The following is a 21,604-nucleotide window of genomic DNA, read 5'->3' on the forward strand; positions in this document are numbered from 1 at the left end:
CAAAGGGGCTCCCGTGGGAGCCCCTTTTTTACGATCCTGGAGCAGGTGCTCAGCCGTGAACTTCGGCCAGCGCCTCCTCGATCATGCCCAGACCTTCCTCGAGAACCTCGTTCTCAATGGTCACCGGCATCAGGAATCGCAGCGTGTTGCCATACATGCCACAGCTCAACAGGATCAGGCCCTTCTCCTTGACCTTGCCCACGATGGCAGCCGCCATCTCGGCATCCGGCTCGTGGCTGTCGCGGCTCTTCACCAGTTCGAAGGCCGCCATGGCGCCGACACGGCGCACGTTGTCCACGTGCGGGAAACGGCGGTGCCAGTCGTTGAAGCGCTCCTCGAGGCGCGCGCCCAGGGCACGGCTCTTGCCAAGGATGTCCTCTTCCTCGAACACATCAATAGCCGCGTTGGCCGCCGCGCACGCCAGGGGGTTACCGGTGTAGGTGCCCCCCAGGGAGTTGCCGCCGGAGCTGTCCATAATGTGGTCGGTGCCCACCACGGCGGAGATCGGCATGCCGTCGGCCATGCTCTTGGCCATGGTCATCATGTCCGGCTCAACACCGCTGTGCTCGATGGCGAACATCTTGCCGGTACGGCCGAAACCGGACTGGACCTCGTCCACGATCATGCGGATACCGTGCTCATCACAGATGGAGCGGATCTTCTGCAGGAACTCCGGCGACGCGGCGTAGAAACCGCCCTCGCCCAGAACCGGCTCAATAACGATGGCAGCGGTGTGCTGGGGCGCGGAGTCCGCCTTGAAGGTGGCCTCAAGGCCGCGCAGGGCTTCCTCTTCGCTCACGCCGTGATACGGCACCGGATAGGGTGCGCGGAAGACACCGCCCGGCATGGGGCCGAAATCGGTCTGATAGGGGTGGACCTTGCCGTTCATCGCCATGGTCATGAAGGTCCGCCCATGATAGCCGCCGGTAAAGCAGATGACGTTGCTGCGCCCGGTACTGGAACGCGCGATCTTGACGGCGTTTTCCAGGGCTTCGGCTCCGGAGTTGGCCAGGAAGACCTTGCCGTGGCCGCGCACCGGCACGATGTTGCTCAGCTTCTCGGCCAGCTGCACGTAGGGCGCGTAGGGCATGACGGTCTGGCAGGTATGCATCAGCTTGTCGAGCTGGCCCTTGACCGCTTCAACCACCCGGGGATGGCGATGCCCCAGGTTGAGGACGCCGATGCCCCCGGCAAAGTCAATCATGCGCTTGCCGTCCGCGTCCCAGAGCACGGCGTTTTCCGCGTGATCGGCGAACTGCTTGTTGGGGCTGGCACCGCCAGCGGCAACGTATTTCTCCTTCAGAGCCTGAAGCTGCTCGTTGTTCATCGAATCTCTCCCTCCGGGAATTTGGGGATAGGAACCCTGATAGTATGCAGGCTCGCCCGCCGTTTTTCCACGGGCTCAGTCTTCCAGTCGCCGTAACAGTAGCATGGGCGAGACGTTCAGCACCGGTGACAGCTGCCAGCGCCCCATCAGCGCCAGAACCAGCGCGCTGACCGCCGGAAGCACCAGCCAGAGCTCCGCGTGCAGCCGGAAGCTGCCCTCGAACAGCCGGTACTGCAGCGCCCACACCGCCAGCTCCGCCGCCAGGACCCCGAGGAATCCCGCAATCAGCCCCATGAGCGCGAACTCCAGCATGCTGCTGCCCACCAGCAGTCCCCGCCGCGCACCCAGGGTCCGCAGCAGGGCGCCCTCGCGCTGGCGTGCGCCCAGGGTGGCACTGACCACGGCCGCCATCACCAGCAGCGCTGACACCAGGATCATGCTCAAAAGGGCCTCCATGGCCCGCGTCACCTGGGCGATGATGCTCCGGATGCGCTCGATGAAGTGGTCCACCTCCAGGATCGACACTGCCGGAAACTGGCGACCCAGCTCATTGAGCAGACCCTTCCGCCCCTCCTCCAAGTGGAAGCTGGTCAGCCAGGTGGCGGAGAGGTTATCCAGCTTGCCCGGCGCGAACACCATGAAGAAGTTCGGCCGCATGCTCTCCCACTGCACACTGCGCACACTGCGTACCGGCGCCGTGACCTGCTGTCCCCCGATCCGGAACGTCAGCTCATCGCCCATCGACAGCCCCATTTCCTCGAACAGCTCAGCCTCAACCGAGACGCCCTCGCCACCGGTGTCATCCCACCACTGACCCCGCTCCAGACGGTTGTCCGAAGGCAGCTCAGCCATCCAGGTCAGGTTCAGGTCCCGGTTCAGAGCGCCGATCTCGTCGTGTTTGGAGACGGCCTGGCGCACCGGCTCGCCATTGATCCGCACCAGTCGGCCGCGGACCATGGGGTACAGGGCCTCAAAGCTCATGCCATGCGCTTCGAGGAAGTCGCCCACGGCATCCACTTTTTCCGGCGCGATATTGATCAGGAAGTGGTTGGGCGCGTCTTCCGGAAGCTGGCGGTGCCAGTCCTCCAGCAACGCGGAGCGGGTGAGGAAGAGTGTCGCCGCCAGCATCAGAACCATGGCAAAGACCGACATCTGGGCCAGACCGGAGCGCCGGTGGCGGTACAGGGCCACCAGTGCCAGCCGCCAGGCGCGATTGCCACCGCGGATGCGCCCGAGAATGCTGACGATGCCCGCGGAAAGCAGTGTCAGCACCGCCAGCAACGCAGCCAGCCCCCCGAGCAGCGCCAGCACCAGCCAGACTTCACCGCTGTAGAACCACAGCAGACCGAATATGGCGACCACCGCAACCGTCAGGTCCAGTACTACCCAGCGTCCCTGTTCCCCCGGCGCCGCCCGCAGCACCTGCATGGCGGTAACGCGACGAAGGCGCCGTATGGGCGGCCAGGCAAAGGCGAACAGGGCCACGAAGGCGGTGACCAGCGCCGGCAGCAGTGCCGCCGGGCTCACCTGCCAGGCCACCGGCTCCTCGAGAAAGCGGTTGGCGATATGGGCCAGAACCGCGAACAGCGGCAACGCGAGTAACAGGCCGAGGCCAGTACCAACCAGACCCCAGAGCCCCAGGCGCAACAGGTAGAGCCGGCCGATGGTACGTCCGTCCAGCCCCAGGGTCTTGAGCAGTGCGACGGTGTCGCGCTGGCCCAGAGCATACTGGCGGCTGGCAACAGCCACCGCGACCGCCGCCAGAAGCACCGCCAGGCTGCCCCCCAGCAGCAGGAAGCGCTCCGCCCGGTCCAGGGCATCCGAGACACCGGCCTGGCCATCCTCAACACTGCGCCAGCGCTGCCCTTCGCTGAGCTGCGGTTCAAGCCATTCATGAAAGCCGCTGAGCTGCGACGCCGTACCGGCGTAAAGGTCCCGATAGGTCAGGCGGCTGCCCGGCTGCACCACCCCGGCCGCCTCAACATCCGCGTGATGCATCATCACCCTCGGTGCCAGTGCTGCCAGGTCAAAACCGGCATCCGGGGAGCGCACCAGAACACCGGTAATACGCAGGCGCACGTCACCGACACCGACGCGGTCTCCGGGCGCCACATCCAGCAGCCTCAGAAGGCGCGAGTTCACCCATATCCCGCCTTCCTGCGGGCCATGATCCACCATACGGCGCGATTCGCCGGGCGCATCCTGGATCTCAACCTCACCGCGCAGGGGGTAATCGCCATCCACGGCCCGCACGCGTACCAGTTCCATGTCCTTCCCACCCTGGAGCATGGTGGCAAACGAGATCTGGCGGGCGGTGGCCAGCCCCCGTTTCTCCGCCTCGCTCCGGAAAGCCTCCGGCAGTGGATGGGAGGACGCCAGCTGACGGTCCGCGGCCAGGAAACTGGTGGCCGAGGTCATGATGGTGCGCTGCAGGTGGTCCGCGAACAGCCCAATGGTCGCCACAATCCCCACGGCCACCATTAGCGAGGCCAGCATCACCCGCACATCCCGCTGGCGCCAGTCCCGCCGCGAGAGCCACCCGAGCCGGTGAAGACCGCTCATGAGGAAGGCTCCGCGGCTGCGTCGAGCAACCTGCCACCGTCCATGCGGATGCGCCTGTTGCAGCGCCCGGCCAGCTCCTCGTCGTGGGTCACCAGCACCAGGGTGGTGCCCTGCTCGGCGTTGAGCGCCATCAGCAGGTCTGCAACCTGCTGCCCCGTGGTCGTGTCCAGATTACCCGTGGGCTCATCGGCAAACAGCACCGCCGGGTTGGCGGCAAAGGCCCGTGCAATCGCCACGCGCTGCTGTTCACCCCCTGAAAGCTGACGGGGGGTGTGGCCCAGGCGTTCGCCCAGCCCCACACGCTCCAGCAGTTCCTTTGCCCGGCCCGAGGCATCACGTACATCACCAAGTTCCAGCGGCAGCAGAACGTTTTCCAGGGCACTCAGGGTGGGCAGCAGCTGGAAGGACTGGAACACGAAGCCCACCCGGTTGGCGCGATGCCGGGCCCGACTGTCCTCATCCATGGCACTGATGCGCTCACCGGCAAGGTCCACGGTTCCTGCAGAGGGCAGGTCCAGCCCCGCCAGGAGGCCCAGCAGCGTGGTCTTGCCCGAACCGGAGCGGCCCAGGATGGCGACCGATTCCCCTGCTGCGACGCTGAGGTTGATGTCACTCAAAAGGGTCAGCGTCTCCGCCCCCACTTCCACCTGGTGACTCAGGTCCTGTGCCCTTATGATTGCGTCAGTTGCCTCACTCACCCATGGTCTCCGGTTGGTCTATGACAGCTGTAAATCCTAATCGCCACACCTGGCGTGGTATACCCTCACTTAATACGCGCGAAAGCCTGCCCGGTTCATTCCTGCGGGCCATGATGCTGGCTCTGATGGCCACCCTCCTCCCCGTACTGGCGCAGGCCAACACCCTGGTGGTCTACGGCGACAGCCTGAGCGCGGCCTACGGCATGGCTGAAGAGGACGGCTGGGTCAGCCTGCTGGAGGAGCGCATGACGCAGGAGGCACCGGAGTGGGACGTGGTCAACGCCAGCATCAGCGGCGAAACCACTGACGGCGGGCTGCGGCGGATCGACCGGATGCTGGAGTCCCAGTCCCCGGAGCTGGTCATACTGGAGCTCGGCGGCAACGACGGGCTGCGTGGTAAGGACCCGGCTACCATCCGCGCCAATCTCACCAGCATGGTTGAACGCATCCGCGCCGACGGTGCGAGGGTCCTGCTGGTGGGCATCGAAATCCCGCCCAACTACGGGCGCGCCTATACGGACGCGTTCCGCCAGCAGTACAGAACCCTTGCGGAAGACAAGGAGCTGGCCTTCATTCCCTTCCTGCTCGAGGCGATCCATGATCGGGAGGGCATGATGCAGGACGACGGCATCCACCCCACGGCCAAAGCCCAGCCGCTCATACGGGATCGCGTATGGGAGGCACTGCAGCCGCTGCTGGCGGAAACGGACTAGTCCAGCGACTCAAGGAACCGCATCGCCCGCCACTCGGACCAGTACTGCCCGTTGCGTTCATCCCCCACAAAGCCCACATGGCCGCCGTATCGGGGCACCTCCAGCCTGATCCGATGGTTTTCCATCACCTCTGCATGGGGATAGCTGCCAGGGCTCAGGAAGGGATCATCCGCCGCGTTGACGATCAGCGCCGGCACCCGGACACCCCCCAGAAACCGGGTGCTGGAGCAGCGGTACCAGTAGTCCTCGGCATCCCGGAATCCGTGCAGGGGCGCGGTATACTGGTCGTCGTACTCCGCGAAGGTTTTCATGCGATCCAGTCCCTCCAGCGGTATCAGATCGGGATAGAGCTCATGCTTGGCGCGGACCTTGACCCGCAGCTCATCCATGAAGCGGCTCATGTAGAAGCGGTTGGCGGGCTTCGCCAGTTCCCGGGCACTGCCCGCCAGATCGCAGGGTACCGAGAAAACCGCGGCGCCCCGGATCCGGGGATCCAGTGACGCCCCACGTTCCCCCAGATAGACCAGGGTGACGTTGCCACCCATGCTGAAACCGCCCAGCGCGATGCTGTCATAGGCCGGGGACTCAGCCAGTGCCCGCTCCACCACCAGCGAAAGGTCGTCGCTGGAACCGCTGTGATAGAAGCAGGGCTGGCGATTCATCTCACCACTGCAGGAACGGAAGTTCCAGGCCAGCACGTCCCAGCCGCAGGCAAGCGCTGCCTGCACCATACCCAGCATGTAGGGGCGGCGGCTGTAGCCCTCCAGCCCGTGGCTGAGCACGAGAAGTCGTCCGTTGCCGCGCTGGTACCAGTCGAGATCCAGGAAATCATTGTCCGGCGTCTCCAGTCGTTCCGTGGCATCCGGCACAAAGTCGATCCGGCGGAAAAGCGTGGGCCAGACGGTCTGCAGATGGGGGTTACGGAGCCACACCGGGGGCTGGAACTGCTCGTTACTGCGGTTTTTCTGCGTCATGGGAAACGAGTGTATCGGCTTGCCCGCCCGCTCCGGAAGTGCTTTTGATCCGCTGAACCCTGTGATCCATGTCACCGGGTTACATAACACCTGGCCATTGTCCGGGCGAAACAACAAAGATGCCTTCGCGAACAATGTCGTGACGCGACTTTTTGTGATTGGATCAGATTTTGACAAACGGTTAATCGACCAACAACAAAAGGAAATCGATATGACCTTCCGTAAACATACCGCACCGGTCCTCACGGGCACGGCCCTGGCCCTCACCCTGGGGGCACACAGTGCCAGTGCCGGCTTACTCGACAGCCTCTTCAGCTGGGGTAACGACGACCAGGGCTACACCGAAACCCAGCACCCGATCGTGCTGGTCCACGGGCTCTCCGGCTTCGATAACCTCTTCGGGATTGTTGACTATTTCAACGGCATCCCCGGAGCGCTTGCCGAGGATGGCGCCGAGGTCTACGTGCCACAGGTTTCGGCCGCCAACTCCACAGCAGTGCGTGGTGAGCAGCTTCTGGCCCAGGTCCAGGAGATTGTCGCCACCACCGACGCCGAGAAGGTGAACCTGATCGGTCACAGTCATGGCGGACCCACCGTGCGTTACGTGGCCGGTGTGGCGCCGGACCTGGTGGCCTCGGCGACCAGCGTGAGCGGCGTCAACTGGGGTACACCCGTGGCGGACGCAACGGCCAGTGGCGAGCTCGACGGCCTTGGTGACATTGTATTCAGCATCGTGGACGGTGCCTCCGGCGGCGGTCTGCCCCAGGATACCGGCGCCGCCATCCAGTCACTGAGCACGCAGGGCAGCATTGCCTTCAACCAGGACTTCCCTGGCGGTGTTCCCTCGGAGTACTGCGGCAACGATGGTGCCGCGGAAGCAAACGGTATCCGCTACTACTCCTGGGGCGGGGACGTGGTGAAGACCAACCTCCTGGATGCCAGTGATCCGCTGCTGGCGGCTACCGGCACCCTCATTGACGAGCCCAACGACGGACTGGTTCCCGCCTGCAGTATGAAACTGGGCAAGGTCATCAGTGTCGGTTATGAGCTCAACCATCTGGACACGGTGAACCACCTGTTTGGCATCACCTCCCGCCATGCGGCGGATCCGGTGGAGCTCTACCGCCAGCAGGCCAACCGCCTGCAACAGGCCGGACTCTGATCCAGCATCCCAGAGAGCATCCCGGCCCCCTCTGGGCCGGGAGCACAGGAGTACTCTGACATGGGCATCAGACAAGGAATCCTGGCGGGTGCCATCGCCGGCACCGCCACGCTCGGATTCAGTCTTTTCCTGCTGTCACCGGAAGACCCGGGGCCCTCTTCCCCGGAAGGCTCGGTGACGCCCCTGGAACACGGCGTCCCCGACGCCAGTGACCGCAACAGTCCCGCCAAGGCCCCCCCGAAGCAGGCGCTGCCTCTGGATGACACCGTCGAGGGTATTGCCATTGACGGGGCCATAAGGGTGGACATGAACGGCAACCTGGTCTTTGACCGGGACCTGCGCCGGTTCATGGACTTTTTCATCGGTCTGACCCGCTCGCAGGACGACGAAGCCGCCATGCGTGATCGCATGCGCCAGGCCATGGTTGAGAGAGAGGTTCCCGGGGCGATCCGCGAGGACGTTATGGACGCGCTCGACCGCTACCTGGATTACCGGGAGGCCGCGGGCAATCTGGAAACCCGGATGGGCGAGGTGACCCCGGAGCAGACCCGGCACGTGCTGAACCAGCTGAAACAGCTGCGCCGCAGTCACCTGGGCGAGGCCATGGCCGAGGGTTTCTTCGGGCGCGAGCAGCAGCGGATCGAAAACCAGCTGGCCCGCCAGCGGATCGAGAACAACCCGGACCTCAGCGACGACGAGAAACGCGAGCGCCTGCGGGATCTCGAAGAGATGCTGCCGGAACACGTCCAGCAGGTGCGGGAGCGCTCGCGGACCTACAGCACCCTGCGTGAGAAGACGCGCCGGATGCGCGAGGAGGGGGCCAGTGACGCCGAGATCCACGCCCTGCGCAGCCGCGAACTCGGAGCGGAGGCGGCTGACCAGCTGGCGGAACTGGATGAGGAGCGTGCCCGGTGGCAGCAACGGCTGGAACGCTACCAGCGGGAAAAACAGCGCATCCGCAGCAATGACAGCCTGACCGAATCCGACCGGCGCCAGGCGCTGGAACGGCTGCGTTCAGAGCATTTCGATTCGGAAGCGGAACGCCGCCGTGCCCGGGCCCTGTCCCGGATTGACGCCTCACGCCAGGATGGGTAGTATTCGCCCTCTTCTGCAGCTCCCCGATAGCTCAGTTGGTAGAGCACCTGACTGTTAATCAGGTTGTCGCTGGTTCGAGCCCAGCTCGGGGAGCCAATTCCCGCCTTTCAGTCCCAGAGACTGTCCAGTTCAAAGTAGCGCCGCAATACCCGATAGAGCGAGTGCGCATCACGGCTTCCGGCCATCTCCCGGATGGAATGCATGGCAAGCTGGGGGACACCCACATCAAGAGTACTGATCCCGATACCTGCGGCGGTCAGTGGACCGATGGTGCTGCCACACCCCATGTCAGAACGCACCACAAAGGTCTGGCAGGGCACCCCGAGTTCACCACTCAAGTGCCGGAAAAGGCCACTGGTGCGGGTACTGCTGGCGTAACGCTGATTGCGGTTGATCTTGATCACCGGCCCTTCATTCATCACCGGCCCATGAGCGTCATCGTAATACTCCGGGTAATTGGGATGGATGGCATGGGCGTTATCCACGGACATCATCATCGACCGGGCCAGTGCCCGGTGCCGATCCTCGCCCCCGACCCAGCGCTGCAACACGGATTCCAGGAGCGGGCCCTGAGCACCCTCAGCGGTCATGCTGCCCACTTCCTCATGATCATTGAACACCGCCAGGGCCGGCTGGGCACCGTCCGAGGCCAACAATGCCTGCACGCCCAGCCAGCAGCTGAGCAGATTGTCCAGTCGAGCGGAGGTGATGAATTCCCCGGCCATGCCCACCCGGGCCGGGGCCTGGGTATCATAGAGACAGATCTCATGCTCCAGGATCCGGCGCAGGTTGATTCCCGGCTGATCGGCCCGTAACTGCTGCGCCAACAGCTGCTCGAAATCCGTATCCGGATGCTCGGCGGTGAGCAGGGTAACCGGGGGCAGGTGCTGCTGGTTGTTGATGCTGCGACTGCTGTTGGCGTCCCGGTCCAGGTGGATCGCCAGCGAGGGAATCACCGCCACGGGGCGGCGGAAGTCGACCAGGGTATCCCGTCTCCGCCCCTGATCGTCCTCATAGGTCACCCGTCCCGCCATGGATAGATCCCGGTCGAACCAGGGATTGAGCAGTGCGCCACCGTAGACCTCCACGCCCAGCTGAAGGCAGCCGTTCCGGCGGATCTCCGGGTTGGGTTTCACGCGCAGGCAGGGACTGTCCGTGTGCGCGCCCATCATGCGCCAGCCTGCCTCCGCAGGCGATCGCCGGCCGGTGTGAAACGCCACCAGCGCCGACCCATTGCGCACCACGTAATAGCCCTGCCCCGGCGCCAGGGACCAGGGGTCTCCTTCGTCCAGGCGCTGGAATCCAGCGGCGTCGAGCATCCCGGCCATGTTGCCCACGGCGTGCCAGGGGGTTGGAGACTGCCCCAGGAATTCGAGCAGGCCCTCATTGAAAGTATTCAGTTCCATGCGGACTCCCGTCTGCGTCTCGCCTCAGAAAGTGTGCGGGTTTACCATTGGGCTCCCACAGCATAGCGCAGGATGAGACCCCCATGCGGATTCCACAGTTTCTCAAATTCGAGTACGACGACAACGGGCCGCAGCTGTTCCCCACCGCCGTGGCCTGGTCCCTGAGTGACGGCCGGATCAAGTACGTCATCATCCGCCCGGAGGATGATTGGCTGGCAGAGGACCTGGATGAGCGCCTGCTGGACGATGAGTTCTTCCGCGACCGGGGCGTGGCACCGGTGGATGTGCTGCGGGAAATGAACGAGGACCTGGGGGAAACCACGGTGTTCTCGGACGGCCTGGATCCGGACGATCAGCTGCTGGACTTCCTCTGCGAGGCCCTGGGCATCCAGGCCGGGTTCGAACTGGCCCCAATGACCGCCCTGCTCCATCATGAGAGCTTTGAAAGCCTCAATGACCGTTATCAGGACATCATCCTGCGCGAGACGCTGGATGCCAGTGTGGCGGAGAACGCAGTCTATGCCCAGCTGCTGCTCGCACGCGAGGAGGGCCTCACCGATCCGGATTCTTCCGGCTGAACGCGGACTTTGTGACCGGTTTCGACGACAGCGCGCTGCAGGTGGGTGACAATCCGCGGCAATTCAGCGCCACGGATAAGCCAGCCTATGCGCCGCATTCCCGTTCTCCTGACCTGCACCGCGCTCCTGGTGGTCACCAGCCTGCCGGCCATGGCCCAGCAGAGACCGCAGCGCCCCCAGCAGCCGGAAGCTGAAAGCAAAGCCGGCGAGTACTATCTCGGCGTGACCGGCTCGCACTTCCGGCACAAGAACCTCAGTGACGGCAACGGCAAGGCCACCGTCACCACCTCGGGCATCGTGCTCGGCAAGTTCCTGAATGACTACATCAAGGTTGAGGCAAGGGGGGGCGCAGCGCCCTCCCCCGAGGAAGAGACCGCTGATCTGGAACTGAACATCGACTACTACGCCAGCGCCTACATCGGCGTCTACTACCACTGGACCATGTTCTCACGCGCCTATGCGCAGTTCGGCATGAGCCACGTGGAGACCACGGCCACGCGCACCAGTGAGGATGACGACGGCAATGTGACCGTGACCGAGGCCCCCTACCTCGAAACCAGCATGAGCCGCAGCTGGCTGGTGGGCACGGATGTGGATTTCATCGGCAATTCCAGCCTGTTCGTGGAATACGGCCAGCTGCATCAGGACACCACCACCAGCATCCGGATCCGCCAGTGGAACGTCGGCCTGCGGCTGGACTTCTGAACAGCTTTTTCAGCGCCTGACGTACTCGTACGAGACCGCCCCGGGATCAATTCCCAGCACATCCGGCGCCACCGCCAGCACCTCCGCCAACCTCTGGCGGGCCGCTTTCTCCGGCACCGAGGCCGGCGGCGCGTACTCCGTAACCGTCAACTGTTTCCCGGTCTGGGTGATGCGCACCGCGTATTCCGGTATATCCGCATCATAGAGGCAGTGGGACTCGTCAGGCGCCTGGTTGATCCGCCGGCGCAGGTGACGCCGGTTCTTGCGCAGCCGGTTGGCCAGCATCGCAGCCCGCTCCTCATTGTGGATTGCCGGCTCCGGAATGCCCGTACGCAGTTCCTCCAGGGACTGCTCCGGCTGGCGGAACTCGCTCTCGCGGATGTCGAACAGCAGCAGCGTGGTTTCCAGTGAGCCATTGTAGAACCGGTACTGGCGCCGTGAGCGCAGGCCCAGCTGGTGGCCGAGTTCCGATTCCGACAGCAGCAGCCCGAAACGCCAGCCCACAGCCTCGCTGCGGAGCCGTTCTCCCAGGATCCGGAACAGTTCCGCCGCCCGTTCCCGGGACTCCAGCCGGTTACCGTAGGGCGGATTGGTCAGGATCAGACCGGTTCTGGCCTTCTCCGGCATACGCCACTCCGCCACGTCGCACTTCTCCACGTGGATCCGGTCGCTGAAACCGGCCCGCTCAATGTTGCGCCAGGCGGCCGCCACCACACGGCCATCCATGTCCGTACCACGGAAGCGGGAACGACTGTCCGCCAGCCCCTGTTTCCGGCGCTCGTCCGCTTCCGCCCGCTGCGCGGGCCAGCCCTCGGTAACCGCCCCCGGCCAGCCCTCAAAGGCAAAGCCACGGAACAGCCCTGGCGCGGTATCCGTCGCCATCATGGCAGCCTCAACCAGAATGGTCCCCGAGCCGCAGAACGAGTCCGCCAGGTCCCCACCCGCTTTGGCCACCTCCGGCCAGCCGGCCCGGTACAGCAGCCCGGCGGCCAGCGTTTCACGCAACGGTGCCTCGCCGGCCTCGCTGCGGTATCCGCGCTGATGCAGGCTGGCACCGGCCATATCCAGCCCCAGTTCAAGCTGGCCGTGACGCAGCCTCGCCTGTATCGGCAGATCCGGTTGATCGGGCGTCATGACCGGCTCCGCTCCCCCCTGGCTCCGGACCCGCTCCATCAGCCCGTCCTTGACGCACTGGGCGCCGAAACGCGGGCTCAGGATGTCCCCATGGGTACCCTGGAAACGGACCCGGAACGTCATCTCCGGCCGCAGCCACGCCTCCCAGGGAATGGCTCTCGCCGCCCTGCGGACGGTGTCCGCACTGTCCGCAGGCGCCTGGTGGAGATGCAGAGTGACCCGGCTTGCCAGCCGTGACCACAGGCATATCCCACGGGCACCGGCCATGTCCGTCCGCACCCAGAGCCCGGCGGACGCACGCCCGGTCACCTCAATACCAAAGGCGGCCATTTCGTCCGCCAACAGTTCCAGAAGGCCCCATGAGGCGGTTACAAAAAAATCATCGGTCTTCAATTCCACGGATCCTTGGCGTTTGTGCCCGTCACAGAAGGGTTATTGGCATCGCCAATCAGAACCCCGGGCATGATTGGTTTTATCTGGGTATACACTGCTCAGATTTTGCGCTTTACTGACTATGACGCGTCAATGACACCGCCCGAGAAGATCGGGCGACAAGGGCCCTGACAGGATCGATCCATCCGCCAACGCCCCTGAGCGGATCACCGTCGGTTTCACGCTGCCGACCAACCGCGACGGGTGCTCAGTGAAGGGTGGCGGATTCGTGCGCACGCTCATGACCGATGTGACCACATGAGGTAGAGAGCATGAAAAAACAGAAGCGAGACATGTCAGCCCGCGCCTACAAACGCGGTTATATGGCAGGTTTGTCCGGCAGGTCCAAGGAAAACTGCCCACTGGATAAACCGGAAACCCGACAGGAATGGATGAACGGGTGGCGAGAAGGTCGAGAAGACCATTGGAGCGGACTGACACAGGGTGTCTCCTCAATACACAAGATGCCGTATCTGACAGCGTGAACTGACCGCCGCGAGGCGGCCAACCCGGAAAAACCTGAAAGCACTGCATGCCACCGTAAAGGGGCTACAGACCTGAGGGGGCCACTCGCCCCCTGACACATACAGAGGCTCCATCTCTGCATACGCGAAAGGGGGACCACTCGTCCCCCACGGGCCCGCTAGCGCGGGCCCGTTTTCGTTCAGGCCCCGGAACCACCCGCAATGGCGCGGGCGCACTCCGCCACCAGTTGCGGCCCCCGATAGATCAGCCCGGAATAGAGCTGGACCGCCGAAGCCCCCGCCCGGATCTTGGCAAGCGCCGCGGCACTGCTGGTAATACCGCCCACCCCGATGATGGGGAAATCCGCCCCCAGCTCAGCGCGGAGCTGGCGGATCACTGCCGTGGAAGGTTCCGCCAGTGGGCGACCACTCAGGCCTCCGGTTTCCTCGCCCAGTGGATCCCGCAGCACCGCTGAATGATCCACCGTGGTATTGGTGGCGATGACGCCATCCATCCCTACCCCGCGCAGCGTTTCCGCCATAAAGCGGACGGCGGCTTCATCCATGTCCGGCGCCACCTTGACCGCGATGGGCACGTAATGGCCCATGGATTCGGTCAGCGCCAGCTGCTTCTCCCGGATCCCGGCCAGCAGCGACCGCAGTGCGTCCCCATGCTGCAGGTCCCGGAGACCGGGCGTGTTGGGAGAGGACACGTTGATGGTGAGATAATCCGCCAGCGACCACATGCGCTCAATCCCGGCGAGATAGTCAGCCAGTGCCTGATCCGCCGGGGTATCCTTGTTACGGCCCACATTGATCCCCAGTATGCCGCTGTAGCGGCTGGCCCGGATATTGGCGGCCATGGCCTCCAGGCCATGGTTGTTGAAACCCATGCGGTTGATGATGGCCTCATGGGCCGGAAGCCGGAACAGCCGGGGCTTCGGGTTTCCGGGCTGCGGACGCGGGGTGACCGTGCCGATTTCCAGAAATCCGAACCCCAGCTCCCCCAGGGCATCAATGTAGCGCCCCTCCTTGTCCAGGCCCGCGGCCAGCCCTACCGGATTCGGCAGGGTCAGCCCCATCACCTCAACGGGCGCAGCAGGGGGTGCGGGCCATAGACGCCCGAGCAGCCCGCTTCCCGCAACCGCCCGGGCCGATTCCAGGGCGAGCCAGTGGGCCGTCTCGGGAGGAAGCCGGAAAAAAAGGGGGCGCAGGGCCTGGTACATGGGGAATCACCGGGGTGGTTTTCTGCTGTAAAGCCAGCAGTATACAGGAATGGAGGCGGTGGCCGCGAAAGGCTTTCCGTGTCATAACGATGACAGCGCCATGACCTTTTCCACGGAATCTGTGGAAAACTCTGTGAATTTTTTTGTGGCAAACCGCCAGACCGCCTGCCAATGGCGGAAATCTACAGATTGTTTATTCTTTGACCAATAAATTTTCTATTATTTTTCAGATACTTATAAAAGTCCGTGCGCTAAGTCCGGCTTTTGACGGCATTTTGCGAACAACAGGTCCCAGCACCACTTCTGTGCATAAAATCAACCCCATTCCTTACCATTGAAGGATGAAAAGGTTGGCCAGACCATTTACACTGCGCCCTGTCCCCGGTCGCCATATCCGGGTTATCCTGAGCGCGCCCGAGAGAAGCAGTGCGGTTTATGAATGCATCCGAAGACACAGCCCTTGATCACGCGCCGGAAAGCGAACTCCAGTCCGCGCGCCGGGTAACCCTCGTCGGGCTCGTTCTCGATGCCCTGCTGGGCGTTGTGAAGGTCATCATCGGCTTTTTCTACAACTCCTATGCCCTGATCGCGGACGGCGTCCATTCCTTCTCCGATGTCGCCTCGGACATCATGGTACTGGTGCTGTTCCGTATCTCCCGTGAGGAGCCGGACGAAGACCACCCCTACGGTCACGAACGCTTCGAGACCCTGGGCGCGGTCATTCTCGGCAGCGCCCTGATCGCACTCGCCGGCGTCCTTGCCTGGGAAGCTGTACAGCGGGTCATGCACGTTGATCTCGGCGTACCCGGCTGGCCTGTGCTGGTGGTGGCTGCTGCTGCCGTCCTCGGCAAGGAATGGATCTATCACTACACCCTCAGGGTGGGGAAAGCCATACGCTCCGACCTGCTGGTGGCCAACGCCTGGCACAGCCGCACGGACGCCTTCTCCTCCATCGTGGTAATGCTCGGCGCCTCTGGTGCCATGCTGGGCTATCCCTGGCTCGACGCCGTCGCCGCCTGTGGCATCGCCGTGATCGTTGCCCGTGTCGGCTGGCACCTCGCCTGGGACAACGTCAAGGAACTGGTGGATACCGCCATGCCGGTGGACAAACAGCGCCACCTGCGCGAAGTCGCCGAAGCCACCGAAGGCGTCCGCTCGGTGAACGCCATCAAGAGCCGCCGCATGGGCTCCGACTTCCTCCTCGACATCCACCTCCAGGTGGACCCCGAAGTCAGCGTCTCCGAAGGCCACGAAATCGGCGTACGCGCCGAACACCGCCTCCTCGAAGCCGTCCCGGACGTACGCGAGGTCACCTTCCACATCGACGCCGAAGACGAAGCCGTCCAGCAGAACGTCCACGCCGCCATCCTGCCCTCACGCAGCGCCGTGGCCAACCAGCTGGAGGAACGCTGGGGCGACCTGATCAACTTCCACAACACCTGCCCCCCGCGACTCCATTACCTCTCAGACGAAGTCTCCGTGGAGCTCTACCTGGAAAGCCGTACCGCGGTGAACGAGGCCTCCCGCAACCAGCAGTGCCTGACCTGCCAGCTCAAGTCCCGCACCAGCGACCTGCCCTGGATCGGCGATATCCGCATCTGGTACGCCGACGAATTCCGCACCGGGCCGAACCAGAACTGATCACTCCCACCAAGGGGAGTGATGGTCCCAGAGGCATGCAGTGAGCACGGTCTCGGTGTTCAGGGGAGCAGGGGATGCTCGGAGGGAAGCTCTGGAGCCATGGATGGCGGAAGAGCAGCGTACAGGGATGTATTCACAGCGTTTCCCGGAGAGCATCCCCTGCTCCCCTGAACGCCAGGCAGCCGATTAACCAGCCTGTGACGACACCTCAGCCATACCGCAAAGCCGCCTCCTTCAGCTTATTGGCCTCATCCCTGAGCCGAGCCGCCTTCTCAAACTCCAGATTCGAAGCCGCCTTATACATCTCGTCTTCCAGCCGATCGATCTCCTTCAGCATCTGATCCGCATCCTTGCCATGCACATCCACTGAATAATCCGCCGACGACTCCGCTACCTCACGACTCCCGTCACCACGCTTACGCTGGACATGGACACCCTCCATGATGTCCGCCACCTTCTTGTCCAGTCCCTTCGGCGTGATCCCATGCTCTTCGTTGTGAGCCATCTGCTTCTCGCGCCGGCGCTCCGTCTCATCCATAGCCCGGCGCATCGACCCCGTCTCACGGTCCGCGTACAGAATCGCCTTGCCATTCACATTCCGGGCGGCACGCCCCATGGTCTGGATCAGCGACCGATCCGAGCGCAGGAAACCCTCCTTGTCCGCATCCAGAATCGCCACCAGCGAGACCTCCGGCATGTCCAGGCCCTCGCGCAGCAGGTTGATACCCACCAGCACATCGAACTCACCCCGGCGCAGATCGCGCACAATCTCCACACGCTCCACGGTGTCCACATCCGAGTGCAGATAACGCACCCGCACATTGTGCTCCTCCAGGAAGTCCGTCAGATCCTCCGCCATGCGCTTGGTCATGGTGGTCACCAGCACCCGTTCCCCTGCCTCAGCACAGCGGCGCACCTCCGAAAGCAGATCATCCACCTGGGTCGTGGCCGGGCGCACCTCGATCTCCGGATCCACCAGCCCCGTGGGTCGTACCACCTGTTCGGCCACCTGGCCCGCATGCTCCGCCTCGTACTTGGCCGGCGTCGCTGAAACAAAGATCATCTGGGGCGCTATGCGCTCCCACTCATCAAACCGCATGGGCCGGTTGTCCAGGGCCGATGGCAGGCGGAAGCCATACTCCACCAGCGTCTCCTTGCGCGAGCGGTCGCCCTTGTACATGCCCCCGATCTGGGGAATGGTCACGTGGGACTCGTCGATCATCATAAGCGCGTTGTCCGGCAGATAGTCGAAGAGCGTTGGCGGTGCCGCCCCCGGTTCGCGCCCCGACAGGTAGCGGGAGTAGTTCTCGATGCCGTTGCAGTACCCCAGCTCGAGCATCATCTCCATGTCGTAGCGGGTCCGCTCCTCCAGCCGCTGGGCCTCCAGCAGCTTGTTGTTGGCACGCAGCTGCTTCAAGCGCTCATCCAGCTCCTCCTTGATGGAATCCACCGCATTCAGGATTTTCTCGCGCGGCGTCACATAGTGCGTCTTGGGGTAGATGGTGACACGCGGCACACGCTGGATGATCTCCCCGGTCAGCGGATCGAACCAGGCGATGTTCTCCACCTCGTCATCAAACAGCTCAATACGTACCGCCTGGTCCTCGGACTCCGCCGGGAAAACATCGATCACCTCGCCGCGCACCCGGTAATTACCCCGCTGCAGCTCGGTCTCATTGCGGGTGTACTGCAGTTCCGCCAGCCGCCGCACGATGTCGCGCTGGTCCACCTGCTCGCCCCGTGTCACGTGCAGGATCATGCGCAGGTAGGACTCCGGATCCCCCAGGCCGTAGATGGAGGACACGGTGGAGACGATAATGGCGTCCGGGCGCTCCAGCAGGGCCTTGGTCGCGGAAAGCCGCATCTGCTCGATGTGCTCGTTCACCGAGGCATCCTTCTCGATGAAGGTATCCGAGGCCGGCACATAGGCCTCAGGCTGGTAATAGTCATAGTACGAGACGAAGTACTCCACCGCGTTGTCCGGGAAGAAATCCCGGAATTCACCGTACAGCTGCGCCGCCAGCGTCTTGTTGTGGGCCATGATGATGGTCGGGCGCTGCACCTGCTCAATCACCTTGGCCATGGTGAAGGTTTTGCCCGAGCCGGTAACACCAAGCAGTGTCTGGTGCATCAGGCCGTCATGAATGCCCTCAACCAGCTTCTCAATCGCCTGGGGCTGGTCGCCCGCAGGCTCGAAATCCGAAGCCACTCGGAACGTCAGGTCGTCTTTCGACATAGGGTTACGTCTCTTTCGGATCCGGGGGATCGCACATGGCAGGAAAGCTCATGCTATCATGTTCACAACGTTGTTCCGGCACACCGACTTTTCAACAGGAGCCCGAGTTTGAGCGCGCAACTGTCCAACCGCGTCCAGCAGATCAAGCCCTCACCCACCCTCGCCATCACCAGCAAGGCAGCCGAGCTGCGCGCTGCCGGCCAGGACATCATCGGCCTGGGTGCCGGCGAGCCCGACTTTGATACCCCCGAGCACATCAAGCAGGCGGCAGTGGACGCTCTCAATGCCGGCAAGACCAAGTACACCCCGGTGGACGGCACGCCCGAACTCAAGGATGCCATCATCGAGAAGTTCCGCCGGGACAATAACCTGAGTTACGAGCGCAACCAGATTCTGGTCTCCTGCGGCGGCAAGCAGAGCTTCTTCAACCTGGCCCTGGCCCTGCTGAACCCGGGTGACGAGGTCATCATCCCCGCGCCGTACTGGGTCTCCTACCCGGATATGGTCAAGATCGCCGAGGGCACGCCCGTCATCCTTGAGAGCAGCGCCGACACCGGGTTCAAGGTCACTGCAGACCAGATCCGGGGGGCGCTGACCGAACGCACGAAGCTGGTCGTGATCAACAGCCCCTCCAACCCCAGCGGCAAGGCCTACAGCCGCGGGGAGCTGGCGGCCATCGGCGAAGTCCTGGAGGAATACCCGGACGTCATGATCGCCACCGACGACATGTACGAACACATCCTCTGGAACGGCGAGTTCGTCAACATCGTCAACGCCACACCCTCACTGAAGGACCGCACCTTCGTGCTCAACGGCGTCTCCAAGGCCTACTCCATGACCGGCTGGCGCATCGGCTACGCCGCCGGCCCGGCGGATGTGATCGGCGCCATGAAGAAGATCCAGTCCCAGAGCACCTCCAACCCGGCCTCCATCTCCCAGGCCGGCGCCACCGCCGCCCTGAACGGCCCCCAGGAGTGTGTCACCGAGATGCTGAAGGCCTTCCACGAGCGTCATGACTATGTGGTGAAGGCCCTGAACGAACTGCCCGGTGTGGAGTGCATCGAAAGCGACGGCACCTTCTACGCCTTCCCCGGCTTCCAGGGCGCCATCGAGGCGACCGAGGGGGTGAACGACGACGTGGAAATGGCCGAACACCTGCTCAACACCGCCGGCGTCGCCCTGGTTCCCGGCTCCGCCTTCGGCACCCCGGGCCATATGCGCCTGAGCTTCGCCACCAGCATGGACAACCTGAAAAACGCCATCGAGCGACTCGGGAAGGCTCTCAAGACTTGACGAAGGGGCCGAGCGCCCCTAATATACGCAGCGCCTATCCCCGATAGCTCAGTTGGTAGAGCACCTGACTGTTAATCAGGTTGTCGCTGGTTCGAGCCCAGCTCGGGGAGCCAAACATAAAAAAAGCCGCTCTACGGAGCGGCTTTTTCTGTTTCAGGGGCCCCAATGGCAAGCATCTACCTCGCCGGACCAGACGTCTTCTTCCCGGAAACCAACCGTAACCGCATCGAAGCCACGAAGAAGGCCATCCTCGCGGAACACAACCTCGAAGCCCTCTCCCCCTGCGACAACGATCTGGACCTGGCCAACGCCGACCACCCGGCCCGCCTCATCTATGACGCCAACCGCGCCCTCATGGACCAGGCGGACGGCCTCATTGCCAACCTGACCCCTTTCCGAGGGCCCAGCGCCGACGCCGGCACCATCTTCGAACTTGGATACATGACCGCCCAGGGCAAACCCGTCGCCGCCTACACCACCTGCGCCACACCCTATAACCAACGCGTCTCCGGCGGCGCCGAGACCGACTCCAACAACACCCTGGTTGAAGGATTCGGCCTGTGCGATAACCTGATGTTGGATTGTGGGATTGAGGCCAGTGGCGGAGCCTTTGTTTCAGGAGCACTCGAATGGCGGAGTGAGGGTTTTGCTCCGGAAGAATGCTTCGACGAAACGATTTTCAGGGAAGCCACAAGGGCAATCGCACGCGTACTTGGTACACTCTGAGCGAATACGAACTCGTTCCAGGGGACAGGGTGTGGTGGTCCTAAGCGGGAAGCTCGGTCGCCAGGGATGGCGACCGCGCAGCCTACAGGGAAGTACTTGTGGCGTTTCCCGATTAGGACCACCACACCCTGTCACCAGCAGAAGCGCACCAATCTGGAGACAATACTGATGGGCAGGAAAAACGAAGGCGGTCTCGTCTACTCCACCGAAGCCGGCGGCAAAACCTGCCCCGAATGCCGCCACCCCCTGGAGCAGTGCCAGTGCAGCAACGACACCCGCTCAACCAGCAGCGACGGCACCGTCCGCATCCAGCGTGAAACCAAGGGCCGCAAAGGCAAGGGCGTCACCCTCATCACCGGTCTCGACCTCCCGGAAAAAGACCTCAAGGCCCTCGCCAAAACCCTCAAGGCCAAATGCGGCACCGGCGGCACCATCAAGGACGGCGTCATTGAAATCCAGGGCGACCACCGCGACACCCTGCTTGCCGAACTCGAAAAGAAAGGCTGGAAAGCGAAGAAAGCCGGCGGCTAGACGCCCCCGTTTTCCGACAACTCCTGCTCGATCGCCACAAGCGCCGCCATCGGATCCTCCGCCCGCGTGATCGGTCGCCCGATCACCAGGTCATCACTGCCCGCGGCAACCGCCTTCGACGGCGTCATTACCCGCTGCTGATCGCCCTGGGCCGCAAAGGCCGGCCGGATCCCCGGCGTCACCAGCCGGAAGTCAGCCCCCATGGCGTCACGCAACGACGGCGCCTCAGCCGCGGAGCACACCACCCCGTCCAGACCGGACTCACGGGCCAGGCTGGAAAGACGATTCACCGTCGCACCGGCACCCTCTTCCCAACCTATCTCCTTCAGCTCGGAATCGGTCAGGCTCGTGAGGACCGTCACCCCGATGAGGAACGGCCGATCCTCACCAAAGTTCGCCAGCTCGCGGACACAGGCCTCCATCATCCGGCGTCCGCCGGACGCATGGACGTTCACCATCCACACTCCCAGCTCCGCCGCCGAGGCCACAGCAGCGGCCGCGGTATTCGGAATATCATGGAATTTCAGATCCAGAAAGACCTCAAACCCCCGCCCCTGCAGGGCCTGCACGAACCCTGGACCAAAGCGGGTGAACATCTCCTTGCCCACTTTCAGCCGGCAACGGGCCGGGTCCAGCTGATCCACCAGCTGGAGTGCCTCCAGCCGGTCCGCAAAATCCAGCGCCACAATAATCGATGCCAT

19 protein-coding genes and 2 tRNA genes are annotated in these 21,604 nt (G+C 63.6%); 12 read left to right on the forward strand and 9 right to left on the reverse strand.

Annotated features, from left to right (window positions below):
- Positions 1-49: 49 nt before the first annotated feature.
- From gabT to CK501_RS09390, 3 genes are all read right to left on the reverse strand, one after another.
- Positions 50-1,327 carry a 4-aminobutyrate--2-oxoglutarate transaminase gene (gene gabT, locus CK501_RS09380; protein WP_095617458.1) on the reverse strand — a complete coding sequence of 426 codons (1,278 nt, stop codon included), beginning with the start codon at positions 1,325-1,327 and terminating at the stop codon, positions 50-52.
- A gap of 75 nt (positions 1,328-1,402) precedes the next feature.
- Positions 1,403-3,889 (reverse strand): ABC transporter permease, encoded by a 2,487-nt coding sequence (locus tag CK501_RS09385; protein ID WP_095617459.1) that lies wholly within the window; start codon positions 3,887-3,889, stop codon positions 1,403-1,405.
- The gene (locus tag CK501_RS09390; protein WP_095617460.1) at positions 3,886-4,587 is read right to left on the reverse strand and encodes an ABC transporter ATP-binding protein; all 702 of its coding nucleotides are present in this window, start codon (positions 4,585-4,587) and stop codon (positions 3,886-3,888) included. The genes CK501_RS09385 and CK501_RS09390 overlap by 4 nt, the downstream gene beginning before the upstream one ends.
- Before the next feature lie 125 nt (positions 4,588-4,712).
- Here CK501_RS09390 and CK501_RS09395 point away from each other — a divergent pair, with 125 nt between their 5' ends.
- Positions 4,713-5,300, forward strand: coding sequence for an arylesterase (locus tag CK501_RS09395; protein WP_198949457.1), 588 nt, complete (start codon positions 4,713-4,715; stop codon positions 5,298-5,300).
- On the opposite strand, the gene CK501_RS09400 is transcribed toward CK501_RS09395, so the two are convergent.
- Positions 5,297-6,274: a YheT family hydrolase gene (locus CK501_RS09400; protein WP_095617461.1), complete on the reverse strand. Its 978-nt coding sequence runs from the start codon at positions 6,272-6,274 to the stop codon at positions 5,297-5,299. The two genes, CK501_RS09395 and CK501_RS09400, sit on opposite strands and share 4 nt — an antisense overlap.
- A gap of 211 nt (positions 6,275-6,485) precedes the next feature.
- Between CK501_RS09400 and CK501_RS09405 the strand changes: the two genes are divergently transcribed.
- The 3 genes from CK501_RS09405 to CK501_RS09415 all read left to right on the forward strand — a co-directional run bounded on the left by CK501_RS09405 (position 6,486) and on the right by CK501_RS09415 (position 8,627).
- A complete protein-coding gene (locus CK501_RS09405; RefSeq protein ID WP_095617462.1) occupies positions 6,486-7,436 on the forward strand; it encodes an esterase/lipase family protein in 951 nt (316 codons plus the stop codon).
- A gap of 60 nt (positions 7,437-7,496) precedes the next feature.
- Positions 7,497-8,531: a lipase secretion chaperone gene (locus tag CK501_RS09410; protein WP_095617463.1), complete on the forward strand. Its 1,035-nt coding sequence runs from the start codon at positions 7,497-7,499 to the stop codon at positions 8,529-8,531.
- Positions 8,532-8,551: 20 nt separating this feature from the next.
- Positions 8,552-8,627 (forward strand) — tRNA-Asn (locus CK501_RS09415).
- 11 nt (positions 8,628-8,638) lie between these two features.
- Here CK501_RS09415 and CK501_RS09420 read toward each other — a convergent pair.
- Positions 8,639-9,937 carry a M18 family aminopeptidase gene (locus CK501_RS09420; RefSeq protein ID WP_095617464.1) on the reverse strand — a complete coding sequence of 433 codons (1,299 nt, stop codon included), beginning with the start codon at positions 9,935-9,937 and terminating at the stop codon, positions 8,639-8,641.
- Between the two features lie 83 nt (positions 9,938-10,020).
- Between CK501_RS09420 and CK501_RS09425 the strand changes: the two genes are divergently transcribed.
- Positions 10,021-10,515, forward strand: a complete 495-nt coding sequence (locus CK501_RS09425; protein ID WP_095617465.1) for a hypothetical protein — start codon at positions 10,021-10,023, stop codon at positions 10,513-10,515.
- Between the two features lie 87 nt (positions 10,516-10,602).
- A complete protein-coding gene (locus CK501_RS09430) occupies positions 10,603-11,220 on the forward strand; it encodes an outer membrane beta-barrel protein (protein WP_095617466.1) in 618 nt (205 codons plus the stop codon).
- A 9-nt stretch (positions 11,221-11,229) separates the two neighbouring features.
- On the opposite strand, the gene CK501_RS09435 is transcribed toward CK501_RS09430, so the two are convergent.
- Entirely contained in the window at positions 11,230-12,747 is a 1,518-nt protein-coding gene (locus tag CK501_RS09435) for a THUMP domain-containing protein (protein ID WP_095617467.1), read from the reverse strand.
- Between the two features lie 311 nt (positions 12,748-13,058).
- Between CK501_RS09435 and rmf the strand changes: the two genes are divergently transcribed.
- Entirely contained in the window at positions 13,059-13,271 is a 213-nt protein-coding gene (gene rmf / locus CK501_RS09440; RefSeq protein WP_095617468.1) for a ribosome modulation factor, read from the forward strand.
- A 179-nt stretch (positions 13,272-13,450) separates the two neighbouring features.
- Here rmf and CK501_RS09445 read toward each other — a convergent pair whose 3' ends face one another.
- Complete coding sequence (locus tag CK501_RS09445) at positions 13,451-14,476, reverse strand: quinone-dependent dihydroorotate dehydrogenase (RefSeq protein ID WP_095617469.1); 1,026 nt, start codon at positions 14,474-14,476, stop codon at positions 13,451-13,453.
- 435 nt (positions 14,477-14,911) lie between these two features.
- On the opposite strand from CK501_RS09445, the gene CK501_RS09450 reads away from it, so the two are divergent.
- Complete coding sequence (locus tag CK501_RS09450) at positions 14,912-16,117, forward strand: cation diffusion facilitator family transporter (protein ID WP_095617470.1); 1,206 nt, start codon at positions 14,912-14,914, stop codon at positions 16,115-16,117.
- A 208-nt stretch (positions 16,118-16,325) separates the two neighbouring features.
- On the opposite strand, the gene uvrB is transcribed toward CK501_RS09450, so the two are convergent.
- Positions 16,326-18,353, reverse strand: coding sequence for an excinuclease ABC subunit UvrB (gene uvrB / locus CK501_RS09455; protein WP_095617471.1), 2,028 nt, complete (start codon positions 18,351-18,353; stop codon positions 16,326-16,328).
- A 108-nt stretch (positions 18,354-18,461) separates the two neighbouring features.
- Here uvrB and CK501_RS09460 point away from each other — a divergent pair, with 108 nt between their 5' ends.
- From CK501_RS09460 to CK501_RS09475, 4 genes are all read left to right on the forward strand, one after another.
- Entirely contained in the window at positions 18,462-19,646 is a 1,185-nt protein-coding gene (locus CK501_RS09460) for a pyridoxal phosphate-dependent aminotransferase (RefSeq protein WP_095617472.1), read from the forward strand.
- A gap of 37 nt (positions 19,647-19,683) precedes the next feature.
- Positions 19,684-19,759: transfer RNA gene (locus CK501_RS09465), tRNA-Asn, on the forward strand.
- Between the two features lie 52 nt (positions 19,760-19,811).
- Entirely contained in the window at positions 19,812-20,372 is a 561-nt protein-coding gene (locus CK501_RS09470; RefSeq protein WP_095617473.1) for a nucleoside 2-deoxyribosyltransferase, read from the forward strand.
- Between the two features lie 168 nt (positions 20,373-20,540).
- Positions 20,541-20,903 (forward strand): translation initiation factor Sui1, encoded by a 363-nt coding sequence (locus CK501_RS09475; RefSeq protein ID WP_095617474.1) that lies wholly within the window; start codon positions 20,541-20,543, stop codon positions 20,901-20,903.
- On the opposite strand, the gene pyrF is transcribed toward CK501_RS09475, so the two are convergent.
- Positions 20,900-21,604 carry an orotidine-5'-phosphate decarboxylase gene (gene pyrF / locus CK501_RS09480; protein ID WP_095617475.1) on the reverse strand — a complete coding sequence of 235 codons (705 nt, stop codon included), beginning with the start codon at positions 21,602-21,604 and terminating at the stop codon, positions 20,900-20,902. The genes CK501_RS09475 and pyrF overlap by 4 nt on opposite strands.

Origin of the sequence: Halovibrio salipaludis, from assembly GCF_002286965.1 — a bacterium.
Lineage (GTDB): Bacteria > Pseudomonadota > Gammaproteobacteria > Pseudomonadales > Oleiphilaceae > Halospina > Halospina salipaludis.

Coding starts and splice junctions, on each gene's coding strand:
- gabT (WP_095617458.1), bottom strand. CDS start 1,327: ATGAACAACGAGCAGCTTCAGGCTCTGAAGGAGAAATACGTTGCCGCT.
- CK501_RS09385 (WP_095617459.1), bottom strand. CDS start 3,889: ATGAGCGGTCTTCACCGGCTCGGGTGGCTCTCGCGGCGGGACTGGCGC.
- CK501_RS09395 (WP_198949457.1), top strand. CDS start 4,713: ATGGCCACCCTCCTCCCCGTACTGGCGCAGGCCAACACCCTGGTGGTC.
- CK501_RS09400 (WP_095617461.1), bottom strand. CDS start 6,274: ATGACGCAGAAAAACCGCAGTAACGAGCAGTTCCAGCCCCCGGTGTGG.
- CK501_RS09405 (WP_095617462.1), top strand. CDS start 6,486: ATGACCTTCCGTAAACATACCGCACCGGTCCTCACGGGCACGGCCCTG.
- CK501_RS09410 (WP_095617463.1), top strand. CDS start 7,497: ATGGGCATCAGACAAGGAATCCTGGCGGGTGCCATCGCCGGCACCGCC.
- CK501_RS09420 (WP_095617464.1), bottom strand. CDS start 9,937: ATGGAACTGAATACTTTCAATGAGGGCCTGCTCGAATTCCTGGGGCAG.
- CK501_RS09425 (WP_095617465.1), top strand. CDS start 10,021: ATGCGGATTCCACAGTTTCTCAAATTCGAGTACGACGACAACGGGCCG.
- CK501_RS09430 (WP_095617466.1), top strand. CDS start 10,603: ATGCGCCGCATTCCCGTTCTCCTGACCTGCACCGCGCTCCTGGTGGTC.
- rmf (WP_095617468.1), top strand. CDS start 13,059: ATGAAAAAACAGAAGCGAGACATGTCAGCCCGCGCCTACAAACGCGGT.
- CK501_RS09445 (WP_095617469.1), bottom strand. CDS start 14,476: ATGTACCAGGCCCTGCGCCCCCTTTTTTTCCGGCTTCCTCCCGAGACG.
- CK501_RS09450 (WP_095617470.1), top strand. CDS start 14,912: ATGAATGCATCCGAAGACACAGCCCTTGATCACGCGCCGGAAAGCGAA.
- uvrB (WP_095617471.1), bottom strand. CDS start 18,353: ATGTCGAAAGACGACCTGACGTTCCGAGTGGCTTCGGATTTCGAGCCT.
- CK501_RS09470 (WP_095617473.1), top strand. CDS start 19,812: ATGGCAAGCATCTACCTCGCCGGACCAGACGTCTTCTTCCCGGAAACC.
- CK501_RS09475 (WP_095617474.1), top strand. CDS start 20,541: ATGGGCAGGAAAAACGAAGGCGGTCTCGTCTACTCCACCGAAGCCGGC.
- pyrF (WP_095617475.1), bottom strand. CDS start 21,604: ATGGCATCGATTATTGTGGCGCTGGATTTTGCGGACCGGCTGGAGGCA.